General features: G+C 39.4%; 22 protein-coding genes. 12 read left to right on the top strand and 10 right to left on the bottom strand.

Going from position 1 to position 17,204, the window contains the following annotated elements; genetic code table 11:
- Nucleotide 1: 1 nt before the first annotated feature.
- The 3 genes from H540_RS0109485 to H540_RS0109475 form a co-directional block, all read right to left on the bottom strand.
- Entirely contained in the window at nt 2-673 is a 672-nt protein-coding gene (locus H540_RS0109485) for a response regulator transcription factor (RefSeq protein ID WP_028400435.1), read from the bottom strand.
- 196 nt (nt 674-869) lie between these two features.
- Nucleotides 870-1,007: a hypothetical protein gene (locus tag H540_RS33780; protein WP_162144529.1), complete on the bottom strand. Its 138-nt coding sequence runs from the start codon at nt 1,005-1,007 to the stop codon at nt 870-872.
- 19 nt (nt 1,008-1,026) lie between these two features.
- Complete coding sequence (locus H540_RS0109475; protein ID WP_028400434.1) at nt 1,027-1,275, bottom strand: hypothetical protein; 249 nt, start codon at nt 1,273-1,275, stop codon at nt 1,027-1,029.
- 955 nt (nt 1,276-2,230) lie between these two features.
- On the opposite strand from H540_RS0109475, the gene deoD reads away from it, so the two are divergent.
- The 4 genes from deoD (at nt 2,231) to H540_RS0109445 (ending at nt 5,849) form a co-directional block, all read left to right on the top strand.
- Nucleotides 2,231-2,935, top strand: coding sequence for a purine-nucleoside phosphorylase (deoD, locus tag H540_RS0109460; protein WP_028400432.1), 705 nt, complete (start codon nt 2,231-2,233; stop codon nt 2,933-2,935).
- Nucleotides 2,936-3,112: 177 nt separating this feature from the next.
- Nucleotides 3,113-4,924, top strand: a complete 1,812-nt coding sequence (locus tag H540_RS0109455; RefSeq protein ID WP_028400431.1) for a sensor histidine kinase — start codon at nt 3,113-3,115, stop codon at nt 4,922-4,924.
- Between the two features lie 107 nt (nt 4,925-5,031).
- Nucleotides 5,032-5,562, top strand: coding sequence for a tyrosine-type recombinase/integrase (locus tag H540_RS0109450; RefSeq protein ID WP_028400430.1), 531 nt, complete (start codon nt 5,032-5,034; stop codon nt 5,560-5,562).
- A gap of 86 nt (nt 5,563-5,648) precedes the next feature.
- Entirely contained in the window at nt 5,649-5,849 is a 201-nt protein-coding gene (locus H540_RS0109445; protein WP_245592205.1) for a DUF3924 family protein, read from the top strand.
- On the opposite strand, the gene H540_RS0109440 is transcribed toward H540_RS0109445, so the two are convergent.
- Both H540_RS0109440 and H540_RS0109435 read right to left on the bottom strand, forming a co-directional pair.
- On the bottom strand, nt 5,846-6,064 hold the full coding sequence (locus H540_RS0109440) for a hypothetical protein (protein WP_028400428.1): 219 nt from the start codon (nt 6,062-6,064) through the stop codon (nt 5,846-5,848). The genes H540_RS0109445 and H540_RS0109440 overlap by 4 nt on opposite strands.
- 177 nt (nt 6,065-6,241) lie before the next feature.
- Entirely contained in the window at nt 6,242-7,087 is an 846-nt protein-coding gene (locus H540_RS0109435) for a DUF72 domain-containing protein (RefSeq protein ID WP_028400427.1), read from the bottom strand.
- 279 nt (nt 7,088-7,366) lie between these two features.
- On the opposite strand from H540_RS0109435, the gene H540_RS0109430 reads away from it, so the two are divergent.
- The 6 genes from H540_RS0109430 to H540_RS0109405 all read left to right on the top strand — a co-directional run bounded on the left by H540_RS0109430 (nt 7,367) and on the right by H540_RS0109405 (nt 12,578).
- Nucleotides 7,367-7,825 carry a hypothetical protein gene (locus H540_RS0109430; protein ID WP_028400426.1) on the top strand — a complete coding sequence of 153 codons (459 nt, stop codon included), beginning with the start codon at nt 7,367-7,369 and terminating at the stop codon, nt 7,823-7,825.
- Nucleotides 7,826-7,965: 140 nt separating this feature from the next.
- Complete coding sequence (locus H540_RS31360; protein WP_155890992.1) at nt 7,966-8,790, top strand: hypothetical protein; 825 nt, start codon at nt 7,966-7,968, stop codon at nt 8,788-8,790.
- Nucleotides 8,791-8,881: 91 nt separating this feature from the next.
- Nucleotides 8,882-9,571 carry a hypothetical protein gene (locus H540_RS0109420; RefSeq protein WP_028400424.1) on the top strand — a complete coding sequence of 230 codons (690 nt, stop codon included), beginning with the start codon at nt 8,882-8,884 and terminating at the stop codon, nt 9,569-9,571.
- 442 nt (nt 9,572-10,013) lie between these two features.
- Nucleotides 10,014-10,634 (top strand): DUF47 domain-containing protein, encoded by a 621-nt coding sequence (locus H540_RS0109415; protein ID WP_028400423.1) that lies wholly within the window; start codon nt 10,014-10,016, stop codon nt 10,632-10,634.
- 20 nt (nt 10,635-10,654) lie between these two features.
- A complete protein-coding gene (locus H540_RS0109410) occupies nt 10,655-11,653 on the top strand; it encodes an inorganic phosphate transporter (protein WP_028400422.1) in 999 nt (332 codons plus the stop codon).
- Between the two features lie 109 nt (nt 11,654-11,762).
- Nucleotides 11,763-12,578, top strand: coding sequence for a sulfite exporter TauE/SafE family protein (locus H540_RS0109405; protein WP_028400421.1), 816 nt, complete (start codon nt 11,763-11,765; stop codon nt 12,576-12,578).
- A gap of 507 nt (nt 12,579-13,085) precedes the next feature.
- Here the strand turns inward: H540_RS0109405 and H540_RS0109400 are convergent.
- Nucleotides 13,086-13,310: a hypothetical protein gene (locus tag H540_RS0109400; RefSeq protein ID WP_028400420.1), complete on the bottom strand. Its 225-nt coding sequence runs from the start codon at nt 13,308-13,310 to the stop codon at nt 13,086-13,088.
- Between the two features lie 220 nt (nt 13,311-13,530).
- Here H540_RS0109400 and H540_RS0109395 point away from each other — a divergent pair, with 220 nt between their 5' ends.
- On the top strand, nt 13,531-14,043 hold the full coding sequence (locus H540_RS0109395) for a Crp/Fnr family transcriptional regulator (protein WP_028400419.1): 513 nt from the start codon (nt 13,531-13,533) through the stop codon (nt 14,041-14,043).
- A gap of 20 nt (nt 14,044-14,063) precedes the next feature.
- Here the strand turns inward: H540_RS0109395 and hmpA are convergent, their stop codons facing one another.
- Together hmpA and H540_RS0109385 are read right to left on the bottom strand one after the other, a co-directional pair.
- On the bottom strand, nt 14,064-15,263 hold the full coding sequence (hmpA, locus tag H540_RS0109390) for an NO-inducible flavohemoprotein (RefSeq protein WP_028400418.1): 1,200 nt from the start codon (nt 15,261-15,263) through the stop codon (nt 14,064-14,066).
- Nucleotides 15,264-15,526: 263 nt separating this feature from the next.
- Nucleotides 15,527-16,054, bottom strand: coding sequence for a hypothetical protein (locus H540_RS0109385; RefSeq protein ID WP_028400417.1), 528 nt, complete (start codon nt 16,052-16,054; stop codon nt 15,527-15,529).
- A 277-nt stretch (nt 16,055-16,331) separates the two neighbouring features.
- Between H540_RS0109385 and H540_RS0109380 the strand changes: the two genes are divergently transcribed.
- Entirely contained in the window at nt 16,332-16,538 is a 207-nt protein-coding gene (locus H540_RS0109380; protein WP_028400416.1) for a hypothetical protein, read from the top strand.
- A gap of 110 nt (nt 16,539-16,648) precedes the next feature.
- Here H540_RS0109380 and H540_RS29360 read toward each other — a convergent pair whose 3' ends face one another.
- Both H540_RS29360 and H540_RS29355 read right to left on the bottom strand, forming a co-directional pair.
- Entirely contained in the window at nt 16,649-16,927 is a 279-nt protein-coding gene (locus tag H540_RS29360) for a hypothetical protein (protein ID WP_051317049.1), read from the bottom strand.
- A gap of 158 nt (nt 16,928-17,085) precedes the next feature.
- A partial coding sequence (locus tag H540_RS29355) for a transposase (protein WP_034670696.1) occupies nt 17,086-17,204 on the bottom strand: 119 nt, incomplete at its 5' end.

The following is a 17,204-nucleotide window of genomic DNA, read 5'->3' as shown; positions in this document are numbered from 1 at the left end:
CTCACTTCACCTCTAATTTGTATCCCATTCCTCGAACTGTTGTAATAACAAAATCATCTGTACGTTTAGAAAAGCGTTCTCTTAACCTTTTGATGTGTACATCTATAGTTCTGGCATCCCCTTCAAAGCTCGGACCCCATATCAGTTCAATGAGTTGTTCGCGGGTAAACGTTCGTCCGGGATAACTGGCGAGCTGAGCCAATAGCTCAAATTCCTTTAAAGGTAGCATAACAGTCTTCTCATTACACCTTACCTCATAGCTTTTTCGGTCAATAATTGTATGTTTTAGCACAATATTTTCTGAGCTGACGATTTGATAACGGCGCAGTAAAGCTTTGATGCGAAACAACAATTCCTTTGGCTCGAACGGCTTTACTAAATAATCATCTGTTCCTGCAGAAAAACCTCTTTCTTTATCTAAGAGTTGATCTTTTGCAGTCAAAATAATTACAGGCAAATCATAATACTTACGAATTTCTTCGCATAATTCGTACCCATTTTTATTCGGCATCATAATATCTACAACAGCCAAATGAATATGCTCCCGCTCTAGAATATTTGATGCCATCTGTCCATCTTCCGCTTCAAACAGCACGTACCCTTCTTTTTGCAAATAATATCGCAAGAGCTCTCGAATATGAGCGTCGTCCTCAGCAACAAGTATATGTATCATAATGTTTCCCTCCCCAAAAAAACTAAGTGCAGCATATTTAAATTAGTTTACAACACTTTGTTCACTAAGATTAACTTAAGACTATAATTTGTTATTAGTCAAAATCATCACAAGTTTATCATGCCAACACATATAAAAATAGAGGATAGTCAGTTCTTGAATTGAACTGACTATCCTCTATTAGCTTCCTCGCCTTTTATCTCTGCTCCTCAGCTTCGTATGCAACAAGAGCAACACGTTTCCCGAGTTTTTGTTCAAACTCTTCTTCTACCTGTTTAAGTTTCACATGCAGATCATCTGTAATGTGCGCTACAATAAATGATTGTTTGTCCATTTCCACTATGCTCCCTTCTTTACTTTTCCTTATCTGGCCAGCGGCGAACAGGACTTTCTTCTCCTACTAAATCTCGGCCTGTTAACTCGTCAAATGATAACCCGCCCAGCGCCCCCGGAGCTACCTCTCCTGTTCTGCTCACTGTCGTTACAGGGCTGACATCTACTGTTTCTTCATGAATCACTTCTTTTTTATAGCTTTTCTTCGCATCTTCAATGGCAGCCTGTGTCTGTAAAATATTATCCCTTTCATTTGCTTGCGCCTTCATCTCATTCTCCTTCTCTAGTATGGAATGATTTTATTTTTTGTAAACATCTATATATGAGTGAATTATAATTTCGACACATGTGCGATGTGCAACCAAAAGGGAGTATTGTATGCTTCTTCTCTCTGGTTTACCCTTGCACGAACCACTACAAAGGTTTGACCGCTTCTGCACGTCGCCGGATGATCTCTCCTCACTATAAAAAGACGGTTTTTTTATTCACTCGTATATAATTGCGTCTGCTCCATTCCCTGTTGAAACAATTGTATTTGCCTCTAATAAAAAACTGCTTGCAGCAGGTATGACTGCAATACGGCCCTCTATAGGAAATAGTGTTCCCTTTGCCTTGCCATTCATTCGACAATACCGTCTTGAATCGTTTGGCCTGCAGTTCCGTCTTCTATATAAGTCCACTTTGTTATTCCGACATAGCTATCGTTTGCCAGGTAGAACAAAAGGGAAAGTGGGCTCCCTCTCTCTCCCTGCATGGGCCACGAAAAGGGTTTGACCGCTTCTATGCTTAGTCGGATGATCTCTCCCCCTAAAAGAAACGTTTTTATGTCGATTTTTTTAGTTGCATTTATATAAGTAAATATCTCCTTTGATTTCTTCCCCGGCATTGGATGCATGTAACAGAAGCTGAACCTCAACGCTCCCCTGTCCTATTTTTGCCATCAATTATCTCATCTCCTGGTTAATAAAATCGTATCAAACTATACTAAACCGCAGCGAAACCAGAGGAGCACGTTTTTTGCCAAATGTTCAAAAATGGAAGAATATGTGTAATCTAAAGTAAAAAAGAAATAAACGCCAAGAAAATAGATTGCTCTGCATTTGCCTATACTAAAACAGATTCAGAAATTGAAGGTTTTGCTATTCTTTTTCAGGCGTACTGTTATATAATTCTTATTGCACCATGAGGATGCAATACATACGAACGAAAATTAGGAGGTATAGTATGAGTATTCATATCGGAGCTAAGCAAGGCGATATTGCCGAGACAATTCTGCTTCCAGGTGATCCTTTACGCGCTAAATATATTGCAGAAACGTTTCTTGAAGGAGCAGAATGCTATAACAACGTACGCGGAATGCTCGGTTTTACTGGAACATATAAAGGAAAACGCGTATCTGTACAAGGAACAGGAATGGGGGTTCCTTCCATATCCATCTACGTAAACGAGCTCATTCAAAGCTATGGCGTTAAAAATTTAATTCGCGTAGGAACATGCGGAGCAATTCAAAAGGATGTAAAAGTGCGCGATGTGATTCTTGCCATGACTGCTTGTACAGATTCCAACGTCAACCGTCTTGCATTCCCAGGCTTTGATTTTGCGCCGTGCGCAAACTTTAATTTACTGAAAAAAGCCTATGATGCAGGAGTGGAAAAAGGCTTAAGCCTTCGTGTAGGAAACGTCTTGACTGCAGATGTGTTCTATCGCGAAAGCATGGATATGGTTAAAAAATTAGGCGAATACGGCGTATTAGCAGTGGAGATGGAAACAACTGCTCTTTATACAATCGCAGCGAAGCACGGCGTAAATGCTCTTTCTGTTCTTACAGTGAGCGATCATATCTTTACAGGCGAAGAAACAACTGCGGAAGAACGCCAAACTACATTTAATGATATGATTCAAATTGCACTGGATACAGCAATTCAATAATTTTTTGAACAGGAACTTGTCATACGTCTGTCAAGTTCCTTTTTTTACGACTTTCCTCCCTTTATTTTCTCCTTCATAAGACATGTTTTCTCATCCTGCAATGTATCCTTTATTTATGTATTGTCTTTTCTATTTGTTATAATAAAGAAAATATGATTTATATACAGAGGTGCATTTGTGAAAACACGCAGCATTGTAATGAAGTTATTTTTACTGACAACCGGCCTATTTACTATTACCTTTCTCTTGTTTTTCTTAGGTCAGTCGCTGTTTTTAGAAAAATTCTACATCAACAAAAAAGTTCACAATGTCCAGCAAGCATTTGAAACATTCGTAAATGATTATTCAAAGAGCGATCAAAGCTTTGATTCTGTAAAAAAGCTCAAGCAGCGCTTTTTTGATCAAACGAATGCGCAGCTCATTCTGCTTGATCGGAATGGCGTCATTAAGGACGCCAATAACTATTATATGGAAATACAGCAAACTAATGGGAATAAAACATTTAATATTCCTTTAAACAATATCTTAAAAGGCGAGGAATATTCCTCTTTTATGAAGCTTGGTATTCAAGATAACGAGCAAATATATGTAGAAGGCATTCGAAAAAAGGATACGATCATTCCGATTTTAATTAAAAACTCTCACGGCGACGTATGGACAAATGATAACATTATGGATGATTTAAAGGAATCCGGCATTCACTGGGAGGATTTAAAAGATGATTCTGCCTCTGGCAATTTTGTCATGCGCTTGAATGGACAAGTAACGAAACAGACCCTGCCTTCTCAAGCTGATTTACAAGTTGTAAATAATATGGATACCTTAATCCAAGGCGTGCAGCGCTGGGAGCTGTCTGTGCTTCTCGGTGATATAGACCCCAAAGCTTTAACAACGTTTACGTTCGGTGACGAGAAAAAGGGATTAAATCAACTTTTTGTAAAACCCGTTGTACAAAAAGGCGAGACGGAGTTTGTGTTTGCCATGACATCGCTTCAGCCGGTCAATGAAGCCATGCTCGTTTTAAAAGACTATTATGTCTATGCGCTCATGATTGTATTTGTTGTTATTATTTTATTATCATTCTACTATTCGAAAATCATTGCTAAGCCTCTTATTAAAGTGAACCAAGTTACGAAACGAATGGCAAATTTTGATTTTTCGGAGAAGCTCTCCTTTTCTTCCAACGATGAAATCGGCAGTTTATCAGAAAGCATCAACACGTTGTCTGTCAATTTAAAGGATCGCATCGAGCAGCTTCATATCGCAAACCAAAAGCTGCAGGAAGATGTAGAGCGGGAACGGCAATTGGAGCGTACTCGAAAAGATTTTATTTCCGGCGTTTCCCATGAATTGAAAACGCCTCTGAGCGTAATTCGCAGCTTTGCGGAAGGAATCAAGGACGGAGTAAGCAAAAATACCGATTATTATACGGACGTCATTTTGGAAGAAGCGGACAAGATGAATACCCTGATTGTAGAAATGCTTGAGCTTGCGAAGCTAGAATCCGGCACCTACAAGCTTCAGATGAGTCCTTTTGCTATAGATACATTGATTCATCAAGTATACACAAAGCTGTTGTTCAGCATTGAAGAAAAGCAGCTGCAGGTTCACATACAGACAGAATCGAATTTGATCGTCGAAGCAAACCGCAATCGAATTGAACAAGTCGTTGTCAATTTATTAAGCAACGCTATCCGGTATACGCCTGCAGAAAAACATATTATCATCACGGCATCCGAAGAAAATGAACAAATAAAAGTGTCCATCAGAAATACGGGAGAACCTATCCCTGAAGAAAGCCTGGATAAGATTTGGGACAGGTTCTACAGACTGGATGCTTCAAGAAGCCGCCATACGGGGGGCACTGGTTTAGGTTTATCCATTGTTAAAAACATTTTAGATTTGCACGGTGCTTCGTACGGCGTACGAAATGAGGAAGACGGCGTTGTCTTTTGTTTCTTCCTGCCAAAAGCAAATGAAATGGAATAGTTTATTATAACTTCACGGGAACTTCACATGAAATACACACCTCCTCGCTATATTTGTAAGTGTTATTTCTTTCCTTATAGATTTGAATAAGAGGAGAGTGAAGAGGAATGAAACCAGTAGGACAACCCATCCAAAATCAAACGCAATTACAACAAATGAAACATCTGCTTCTGCAATCGTCTAAGCGTGATGCTTTATTATTTGCCTTAGCTGTAAATTCAGGTTTAAAAGTGAGTGAAATCCTTCAACTGAAGGTAGGGGATGTGCTTGACGAAGAAGGACAAGTGCGGCATTCTATTTTATTCTGCAATGAAAAAACAAAAAAACATAAATGGTTTGCTGTAAATCGCGAGCTTAAAACAGCCATTACAGAGTATATGAATGAACGAAAATCGTATCGATGCAACGAGTATTTATTGAGGTCTCAAAAAGGAACAGGATCAATCACACGGCAGCACGCTTGGTTTATCTTAAATAAAGCGGCTAAGGAAGCCGGTTTAGACGGAGTAAGTTCTCACACGCTCCGCAAGACTTGGGGCTACTGCGCTTATAAGTCCGGTGTTGATATTGCCTTTTTACAGCACTTCTTTGATCACAGTACGCCGTCTAAGACGTTAAAGTATATCGGAATTGCTTAAAAAACACATACTATTTCTCTCTTTCCGTCATATTCTGATACCATTTTACATCATTTAATGGTACGCTATGGACGGAGGGGATGAAATTGAATAAGACGGCAGTAACAATTGAATTACCGAAGGATATAGCAGAAAAACTAGAGCTTCTTCAACAAAGCTATAAAAAGAAACAAGGGGTTTCTATTACGGAAAGTACGTTAATCCAAGTTTTGATTTCCCGAGAATTCATTCGCGAAATTACACCTTTTGATTTAAACGATTACTATGCAAACAAGGAACAGCATTAATGCTGTTCCTTGTTTTGTTGTAACGGACAAACAAAAAGCGCACCTTTTTGTCCGTTTATTTCAATATCTCTCATAATTGAAACGACCAACTTTCGATCCTCTCGCGTATCTTCTGCCAATCCTTTATCAATGAGGTGCCCAAACAGTTGTACAAAGGTGCACTTTTTTGTTTTCAGCATCTCTGTCATGACATCCCGAATGACCTTCTCTTTCATCCCTCTCCCCCGATTTCAATTTTTTTGTGAAAAACCATTGACAATGATAATGATAACCATTATCATTTATTATGAAGCCAACAATACAACAAGTAACTAAAGTTTTACCCCTCTATCTTTATACAAGAAACAAGGCTGTACATTCCCCCTGTTTGTACAGCCTTTTTCTTTTGTTTACTAAAATAACTGCATTTGCTCCGGCCCTTCCTCTCCGTAATCAATATGCAATATATCCATAAGCTGCTTTGCATTATCAGCCGCATCACCGCCGGAGTTGTTGTTGAACAGCACACAAACCTCTTTCGTGCTCTTATGCAGTTCTTGTATGCGATTTGCCCATTCTTTTAATTCAGCTTCATTATAACGGTATAAACAACGGACAGCCCGCCAATGGGATTGCCCGTTATTTATCCACCCGTGTACATTTCTTCCATGCAATCGAACGAGCGTAAGTTCAGGATGAGTCGGCTGCAATACAGCCGGCACAGATCCGATTCCCGCTTGCGGTTCATCGCAAATCGTATGGATCCAGTTCGCCCTCCTCATGAACGATAGCGTTTTTTCTTGCATATGCGGTTCAAACCATGTTTGATTTCGAAACTCTATCGCACACGGAATGTCTCCCATCTTTTCCTTCGTATATAAAAGCATATCCACATTCTTTTTTTGACAATTAAACCAAGGAGGGTATTGAAATAAAACCGTTTTAAGCTTTCCGGCTTCTAACAAGAGCACAATGGACTGCTTAAATGCTGCAAACATTTCATCCGGGCTTTCAAACGGAATTTCTCCCCGCATATGTCCTGTCATCCCCTGATAAGCCTTGACAACAAAGGAAAAATCCTCAGGGGTTTCCTCTATCCATTTTGCATAATTACGTGCAGGCTGCATTGCATAAAAAGAACTATCAATTTCTACAATGGGAAAGTGGCGGCTGTATGTTTGCAGCTTATTCTTACTTGCTTGCTTATCAGGGTAAAGAGAATCGTGGTCTCCCCAGCCTGTTAAACCAATTAAAATCATACCAGCACATTCCTTTATCATTTTTTCTTTATTTTACCAAACAGACTCATATTTGTCGAAACCGCTGCATTTACAGACGTTTCCTTTTTACTCATAATCTTCCCCAATCCCTGTGTTTTTCTTAATTATACAAAAAAGTGCCCTATAGGTAGACTTTTTTAAGTGTCTACTCTATAAGGTACATTTTACGATTCTTTACCTTATCTTCATTTTGCGTTAACTCTTTTCATGTATGATACATCATATAAATATCATACATGAAAAGAGGGATTTTGCAGAATGAAACGAGTATCCTCTGTTCGTCTATTCATTGCATTTGCACTTTTCGCCAGCTTTATAGCAATTATAGGAGATTATAATAAGCCGAAAGCATCTGCTCAAACGCTCCCTTCCTCTGTTTCGTATCAGTTAATCGGCACGGAACCCTTGCTTGTGCCGCTTTCTTCGTCCAATACTAAGGAAAAGCGCATTATAAAAGGAATGGTTGTCACAGAAGCCTCCTCATATGACGCGCTTTCTCAAATTGCTGATCATATTAAAAAACAATACGCTCTTAAAAACATTGATTCCATAGAACTGACTGTTCATAATCCAAACAGCGGATTATATGAAGAAGAAGAAGCGATGCCATATGAACCAATTAGCAAAGGAACAATTTCGATAGCGTACACGTCTCTGGGTCAGAAAGAATTGCACATGCCTAAGAAACAAGATTTCATCATCCAATTCAATAACTGATATGCTCCGCACTCCCTTACGTGAGAGTGCTTTTTTTGCGTCCATTTTTTAAAATTTAGTCAAGTATCCTATATCTTGTCCTGTGATGGTGAATACCATATAGGGACACTAATTTAAAAGATCACCTTAAGGAGGAATTTGTGTTGTATTATCATCCTAACAATCAAGCAAAAGGCTTGATAAAAAACATGAAGTCACTAGTTGGTTCAGAAATGGAGATAGAGGATGGAGAAGGAACACTGTTAAAGGTAGGTACAGATTTTTGTGCCCTGCAGACTGATGATGGCATCTTCTATTACCAAATGCATCATATTAAAAGCTATGCGCAGGCAGATGAAGATGAAGAAGAAGGTAATCAAGAAAACGGTGAAAATAAGGAGGGCAATCAAGGAAACGGTAATAAGAACAATAACAATGCCAATAATAAGAATAATAACAATAACAAGAATAATAACAATAACAAGAATAACAACAATAATAAGAACGAGGAGAAAGTAATTCTTGTTCCCGGACAACGGTTTACAGCTCTGATTGACCGTTTAAAAGGAAAAGAAATTCAAATCAACCGTAAGGGGCCTCACAAAGTCAAGGGTATTGTAGGCGGACGCATTAAGGACCATATCATTCTTATAGTAGATGACAAAGAAACCTATATCCCTCTATTCCATGTTAAATGCTTTTCCTGGGATTATAGCAACCAAAATGATAATAATAATAATGAAAACGGAAATGATGCATCCAATTCTCAAAACGAAAATAAAAATACAAACGAAAAAGACAACAGCAAAGATTCTGGCAATAAACAAGGAAAAGACAATGGGCATGGATACAACGGCTATGAGCATGACAAATATGAAAAGGACTACAGCCATGAAAAAGACTATTACTACAAGCGTGACAAATGTGAAAAAGATTACGGCCGTAGAACAAGCGAAAAGCGCCGTAACTACTACAAAGGCTACTAATCTGCCTCTATCCTCATCTAATGATCTAAATAGCGTATGGCTGTTAAAACCTTGCAACTGCAAACGTCTTTCGTAAAAGAAGGGAGATGTTATGAATAAATCATATCTTAGAAACCCAATCACTGTCACTTTATCAGGCGAGATTGCTATTTACGGCATATTGCTGGAGATAGGGTCCGATCTACTGGTTTTATATAATGGAAAAGACTATGTGTACCTTCCTCTTCTCCATATTCAGCGCATTGCCCCGACAATTCCGGAGGATGTAGTAAATCTTATAAAGATCACTTCAGAGGATCACCCGATCACTTCAGAGGATCACCCGATCGCCTCAGACTCGTCTTCTCTCTCTTTTAGAAAAATTTTACAAAATTCTAAAGGGCTATTTACTGAGATTTTTGCAGTAAGCAATCAAACCATGCACGGCTATGTGATTCATATCATGAACAATTATTTTGTGTTTTACTCTCCGGTTTATAAAACAATATATATTCCTTTTCAGCACGTAAAATGGATTATTCCTTATCCGGAGCAGCAAACACCATACCATTTAACGAAGCAAGAGCTGCCTCTTCAGCCTTCAAACGTACCTCTCGCCCGTACCTTTGAAGAGCAGCTGAAAAAGTTTATAGATAAAATTGTCGTGTTTGATTTAGGACACCAGCACATGAAAATCGGAAAACTGGTCAGCATTCAAAACAATTTTGTAGAGCTGGTCGTAGCACGCAACGAAACAATACACGTTCACCTTTCTCACATTAAAACAGTGCACTGCCCATGAAGTTGAGCTACCTCTAGGGATAGCTCTTTTTTTTCTCGTTTGCCTTCCAGCAGTTCATAATCATCTTAAGCATGTATATACTATATAAGTCCACTTTGTTATTCCGACAGATCTATCGTTTGCCACGTAGAACAAAAGGGAAACTGCGCTCGCTCCCTCTCTCTCCCTGCATGGGCCACGAAAAGGGTTTGACCGCTTCTACGCTTAGTCAGATGCGCTCTCTCCCCTAAAAGAAAAGTTTTTATGTCGATTTTTTTAGTTGCATTTATATAAAAAGAAAATTAAGTGTAAATTATTGGTTAACTTTATAATTTAACAACATTTAAAATGTTAAGTTTTTGTAAAGATTACGATAAAATATTTTAATTTTCGACAAGTTTTTGATAATATTAATAAGCCAACGTACTTTACATAATTACTTTTTGGTGGAGGTAAAAAAAATATGGTTTTCAAAAGTAAAAAAGATAAGTTTTCTGAAATGCTTTCTCATGTATCAGTGAACTTAAAAGAAAGTGCTCAATTTTTCGCGGATTATAAGATCAAAAATGCAAGTGATTTAAAAGAGTTTTCCATGCGCATGAAGGAATACGAAACAAAAGGCGACACGTACATCCATGAAATTATCATGGAGCTTAACAAAGCATTCATCACGCCGATTGAGCGTGAAGACATTCTCCAGCTTGCAATGAGCATGGATGATGTATTGGACGGCCTTGAGCACTGTGCTGCTTTATTTGAAATGTACTCTGTTACAAAGGCAGATGAGTACATGATTAAGTTTGTGGATGAACTCCATGCTTGCGCAATTGAAATCGCGGAATCTATAGAGCTTATGTCTAATAAAAAGCTTCTCGATATTCGAACAAACGCAATTAAAATTAAGGATCATGAATCCACTTGTGACGAGATTCGAAGACATTCTATTAAACATCTATTCTCCACGGAGAAAGATCCGATTAAAATTATTCAGTACAAAGAAATTTATGAAAACTTAGAAGAAATTGCCGATAGCTGTCAAGGTGTGGCAAACGTTCTAGAAACAATTATCATGAAAAATGCATAATAAGGAGCAATTACAGAACGATGGACACAATGCTACTTTTAACAGTTTTAGTTGTTATCGGCGCTTTAGCCTTCGACTTTATCAACGGCTTTCATGACACGGCAAATGCTATCGCAACATCCGTTTCTACAAAGGCTTTAAAGCCTCGTCAAGCTATTATTTTGGCAGCTATTATGAACTTTGTCGGTGCGATGACGTTCACTGGTGTTGCCAAAACTATTACAAAAGATATCATAGATCCGTTTAAACTTGAAAACGGTGCTCTCGTTATTTTAGCAGCATTAATTGCCGCAATTGTATGGAACTTAGTTACTTGGTATTACGGTATTCCAAGCAGCTCCTCTCACGCTATTATCGGCGCAATTGCTGGAGCAGGCATTGCGGCTGCTGGGTTTGGAGCATTAAATTATAAAGGTTTTATTAAGATTTTTGAAGCTCTCATTATCTCTCCTGTCCTTGCATTTGTAGTAGGATACATTATATACAGCATTTTTAAAGTCTTTTTGAAAGATTTAAATCTAACAAAAACAAATAAACGATTTCGTTATTTACAAATTGCAACTGCAGCTTTACAATCTTATACGCACGGTACAAATGACGCTCAAAAAGCTATGGGGATCATTACTATGGCGCTCATTGCCAATAACTATCTCACAACTACCGACATCCCGTTCTGGGTACAGGTATCCTGTGCAATCTCAATGGGGATCGGTACTTCTGTGGGAGGCTGGAAAATCATTAAAACCGTGGGCGGCCAAATCATGAAAATTCGTCCCGTTAACGGGGTAGCGGCAGACTTAACAGGCGCAGCCATCATTTTCGGTGCTTCCTACATTCATTTGCCGGTAAGTACAACACACGTCATTTCCTCCGCTATTCTTGGTGTAGGCTCAGCCCACCGAGTAAAGGGAGTAAAATGGGGAACAGCTAAACGCATGATAATAACGTGGTTTATTACTTTGCCGATTTCAGCAACCTTAGCAAGTTTGATATACTTTGTATTGAACTTAATCTTCTAATAAAAACCACCCGTGCAGAGGGTGGTTTTTTCATTTTTCTGAATTTATATCCCCCTTAACTAAAAAGGTGTATAATACGTGTATGAGCTATGCGAGGAGATGTTTACACTTGGAATACCTATTATTACTGTTTGTCGGATTGTTGGCCGGCACAATCGGCAGCCTTGTCGGCCTCGGAGGAGGAATTATTATCGTCCCTCTCTTAATAGGACTGGGCGCGGTTTCAACATTGCAAAGCATTTCTCCGCAACTGGCGGTAGGAACCTCTATGGTAACCGTCGTATTCACCGGTCTGTCTTCTACTCTGACGTATGTGAAGCATAAGCGAGTGGATTACAAAGTCGGTCTTATTCTATTTGCAGGCAGCGGTCCTGGCAGCATCATCGGATCATGGGCCAATAAATTTTTAAATCCGGATTCCTTTTCTCTGTATTTCGGATTATTTATGATTTCAGTTGCCATATTGCTTATGGTAAAAAACAAACTGAAACCTCTCCCTCTTTCAGAAAAAGCGAGGATAAGAAATACATTCATTACCCCGGAAGGCGAATCATTCACGTACGGCTTTCAGCCTCTTCCTGCTATTCTTATATCATTCGCAGTCGGCTTTATTTCAGGTCTGTTCGGCATTGGCGGCGGTTCTTTGCTCGTTCCCGCCATGATTTTGCTGTTTGCCTTTCCACCGCATATCGCAGTGGCTACCTCCATGTTTCTCGTATTTTTATCAGCTGCAGTAAGCTCCGTTACCCATATTTCTCTCGGGAATGTGGATTGGCTGTATGCTCTCATATTAATCCCAGGCGCATGGTTCGGGGGAAGATTAGGTGCTTTCATTAATACAAAGCTGAGCGGCAGTGCGGTCGTTACAATTCTTCGTCTTACATTAATCATCGCAGGCTTTCGGATGATTATCAAATCCTTTTAACAAAAAAGCGCGTTCTATGCGAGAATGCGCTTTTTAGTGTACACATCTATATAAAAATGACCCAAACATCGTCAGAACCATGAGAAAAATACACATTAACACCACATTAGAAGCACACCATCTGCGTATCATCATTTTCCCCCATTCTTGTAGCTCTTCCTATATGATATACGAAAGAAGCAGAAAATAGGTTAAAGAAAGATTACAACGTTCTTACAATAAAAATACATTTAAGAAACGCGCAATTGGCAATTGGTGCAGAGTCAAATATGAAAAGCTTAGCACGATAAAACCCGCGCTGCGTCAGGCGGGCATAGAGCGCACAAGTATCGTAACGTCAAAGCCTTTAAGCCGCCCTCGACTATGTCTTTTGACTAAGCATGCAGGTTGTCTTTTGTGTATCGTGTATTGCGAGCATCATGGATTTCAAAAGAAGGAAAAGAATTGGAAGCATTGCCGCGCTTAAAGTTTCTCATGCAAAAAAAAGATGCCGCTATCCGGCACCTTCTAATGCAGCAACTTCCAGCCCATTAAATCATCGTGAACCTGCTGCGCCCGCTTATCGTTTCGATCATACAGCTCACCGTAGCTGTCGGTTTCCTCATCATATGCCATCGTGTAAATAACTTGTCCTTCTATCTCCACAGACAAGACAACGCCGCCCTTCATCTCCTCTACACGAATGACAGCACCAGCCGGAATTTTCGCTTCTACCAAACTTCTCTCAAACATAGCGATCCCCCTAATTCTGCAATTGCAGTAATGCACACTAAACAGTATACTAGCAAAGAGGACAAAAAAAATAAAGTGAAACTTCTTCTGGCGGATGCTTTTCCCGACAGAAGTTAGTTGAACCAATCGGGCTCTTACCGTCCGTTCCTCTTCCTGTACATACTTCTATGCTACGGACGGTTAAGCGCGGTAAAGTGAAACTTCATCTGAGGTGCTTATATTGATTTTACATAAAGGGGAAATTTTATTTCGGCAAGGCGAGGAAGGTCCTCTATATTTCATTAAGAGCGGTTTATTAAAGGTCGTACGCCTTCAGGAGGACGGCACTCCTTTTTTGTTTAATATCATCGTTCCAGGGGAAACCATTCCGCATCATTCATTAATTTCTCCGAAAGAATATCACGGAACAGCAATTGCGCTTATAAAAACAGAAGCGGAGACAATCCCGTCTTCCGTTTGGTACGAGCGTCTTCGCGTCAATCCTGAAGCGTATGCGGAAGTGGCCTTGCAGCTGCAGACAAAGCTGCGCATGATGCAGCAAAGAATCGATCAGCTTACCGCCGTTTCGCCAAAAGAACGAGTCGAACGTCTGCAGCAATGGTTTACTGCTTATGCAGGCGATATGCCTATATACGATATATTAACGCAAACCGAGATCGCCCAGCTAATTGGATTACGGCGCGAAACAGTAAATCGCATTCTCCGCGAACAAAAAAAAGCAGGAAAGATTTAGCCTCTTTCCTGCTTTTTTATTTATTCTATCGACGCTGCAGGACCAAAGAATTCAAAGTGAATGCGTTCTGGCGCAACGCCCCATTCTTTCAGCATACCATTCATATGTTTCATGAACGGAATAGGTCCGCAGAAGTAAAACTCCGCTTCATTGGAAGTAATAGACTGTAGCCACGCTAAATCAATAAAGCCTTCCTTATCATAATTTTTATTTTGGCGGTCTTCCTCTGTCGGCTGTGAATAACATGTATACACTTGTACGTGTTCTGCTTTCTCTGCAATCTCTTGTGCTTCTGCTTTTAAGGCATGCACTTCGCTATTAAGCGCTCCGTGAATGAAATACACTTCTCGGTTCGAATTATACTCTAATGTACGGAGCATACTCATCATCGGCGTGATGCCTACACCGCCGCTTATTAATACAACCGGCAATTTCGACTCCTGGTTCAGCACGAAATCTCCTGCAGGCGCGCTAAGCTCCAGAACACTTCCTTCTTCTACGTAATTATGAAGATAATTAGAAACGATGCCTGCCGGCGTTTCATTCATACCGCTCTCGCGTTTTACGCTGATGCGGTAATAATCCTTTCCTGGTGCATCTGATAAGCTGTACTGACGATTGTGAGTATACTGCTCTCCCTCAATATTCACTTTAACAGTTACATATTGACCAGGTTCGAAAGTGGAAAGCTCCTTGCCGTCTTCCGGCTTTAAGTAGAACGAAGTAATGACGCTGCTTTCTATCACTTTCTTCACAACAGTAAATCTGCGGAAATCCTTCCAGTCTTTTTCTTCCGCCTCTTTATACATGTCAGCCTCTACTTGGATAAATACATCCGCAATTATGCCGTATGCTTCCGCCCATGCATCCAGCACTTCCTGCGGTGCATTTGCAACTTCTTTGATAGCTTGCAGCAAGCATTTCCCTACGATTGGATAATGCTCTCCTTTAATACCTAAGCTGCGATGCTTATGTCCAATCTGCTTTACAACGGGCACAATCGCTTCCAAATTCTCAATATGAACGGCAGCTGCATAAACAGCGCTCGCCAATGCCTGCTGCTGTCTGCCTTGCTTTTGATTGGCATGGTTGAAAATATTTAATAGCTCCGGATGCTCTGTAAACATAATTTGATAAAAACGTTTTGTAATATCCGTACCGCGTTCTTGAAGCAAGGGAATAGTCGCTTTTACGATTTCAATTGTTTTTTTACTTAACACTGTACTTTGTGTCATTTCTATCTCCACCCCTGTTTGTTCTTTACATGCTTTATTATAAAAGATACGAAATTTCTTTATTGTGATTGTAATCACTATAAACATGATGGATTTGTGAAAAATCTCATTAGACTTATATAAACAGATCTGCTCTTTTATTTGTCATATACTGCGAGCATTATGGCTTTCAAAAGAAGGAAAGTAACGGGAAGTACTGTTGCGGACTTTTCCTATCCAGTAAAAAAAGACATACATTTTTGTATGCCCTATCCCTTCTTATTCTTTTTTATTTCTTCCTCCAGCTCCTTTACATGCTGTCCGTTTCCGAATTCAGTGCAGCCCCATATATTCGTTTCTTCGCTATATCCGTTCGTAAGTATATCCAGGTCATGGTACACGCGATGACCGAGTATCACATACTGGATATTCCCTGTATCTATGCCAAGCTTTGTGATTTCGTAGCTTCTCTTTAAATCCTTCTTGATTTTTGCATTCACTGCTTTTTGATCAATTGTCTTTAAACCTTGTTCCTGTTCCCCAAACCATTTCCTTAATTGCTTCCAATCCCCTTCTGTATACTTTTCCGCTTTTCCATAGTTTAAAAAGCTGTTAAAGCTTTCATGCGACTTATGTATGAATTGTAGTACTTCTTTTGTTTCCTTTACCTTTTCCGTTTTGAACACAGCTGCCCCGCCTAATGGCCGATTTGCATAGTAGAGAAATAATTTTGTCATTAGAAAAAAAGATGCTGCCATTGCTGCTAAAACCGCTAGAACAATCCCTGCCTTTTTCACCGTAAATCTCCCTCTCTTATATGCGATTTTGCACATGATGATTGTTACATTTATTTCCACCACGTTTCATACATGTAACATTCTATAATCAGGAGGGATTCCCTTTAACAATCGCCCTTGTAATTTCGACAGCTTTTTTCTTCATATTTCGGCATATTTCTTATGAACTGCATGAAAGTAGAACATACAGATAAGATATTATGAAAAAAATTTTCTAATCCGCCTATTTTTTATCCAGCATTAACCAATAATAAAGAATAAGTCTGGAGGTGATATCATGAAAATACATTCTTTTATTATAGGACTACTTTCTTTTTGTGCCGCTATTATTATTTTGTATTCCATCGGTCATGTATTATCAATTGAGTGGCTGCAATATGATACAGAGCGCTCGCTTTCTTCTGCCGGCTTTTGGCTTTCTCTTGGATTGGCTTTTGTCATTGGATCGTTAATTGTCCGGAAATACAAATCAAGACTTGGTTAGATACCAAGTCTTGATTTCTGTTTATCCCGCGTAAGACCCTACTTCAAAACTCAGCGTATTCAAAGAAGTTTAAGCGGGGAAAGCCATAAAAACCCAATGGAAGTTTGACTTTATCTTTCCAAATCCATTTTGGCGCCGTGCTCTTTTACTATTTGAATAATATTATGGAAAGTTCCGGCCGGATGCTGCGCATCACCCAAAATCAATAAATCATATCCTTCATAGTACATTTCAATAGCCTGTAGCTCAGAGGTAGACAGATGATTCATAGGTACTTTAAAGTGAATTTCATATTCTTTATAATCGTTCTTGACAGATTCTCCCTTTACGGCGACACTCTCCTTCATACCTAGGGCATTTTGGATTTTTGGCGGGAAGGAAAGCTTCATATTTTCCGCTTTCTTTATGGTTACCGTATATTCGGCCTCTTTTAATTGCAGATCCGCTTCATACGGCTTCGCTTTTTCAAATATGTCTGTAACACTCTTTATATTTGTGGGCGTAAAACTACGATACCTTTAGGTTCGTGGATGTAATCCTACGGTTTTCATCCTTGTTCTTGCATGTATGTTTGAATCGTTTCTTTGCTGACATTTCCAATGGAACAAGCGAAACATCCGTCACTCCAAAAGGTTCGTTCCTTCCAAAAATGTTTGGAAAGATACG

Source organism: Ectobacillus panaciterrae DSM 19096, assembly GCF_000430785.1.
Taxonomy (GTDB): Bacteria; Bacillota; Bacilli; order Bacillales; family Bacillaceae_G; genus Ectobacillus; species Ectobacillus panaciterrae.
The sequence above is the reverse complement of the archived record's forward strand: the minus strand, read 5'-3'. Positions and strand labels throughout refer to the sequence as shown.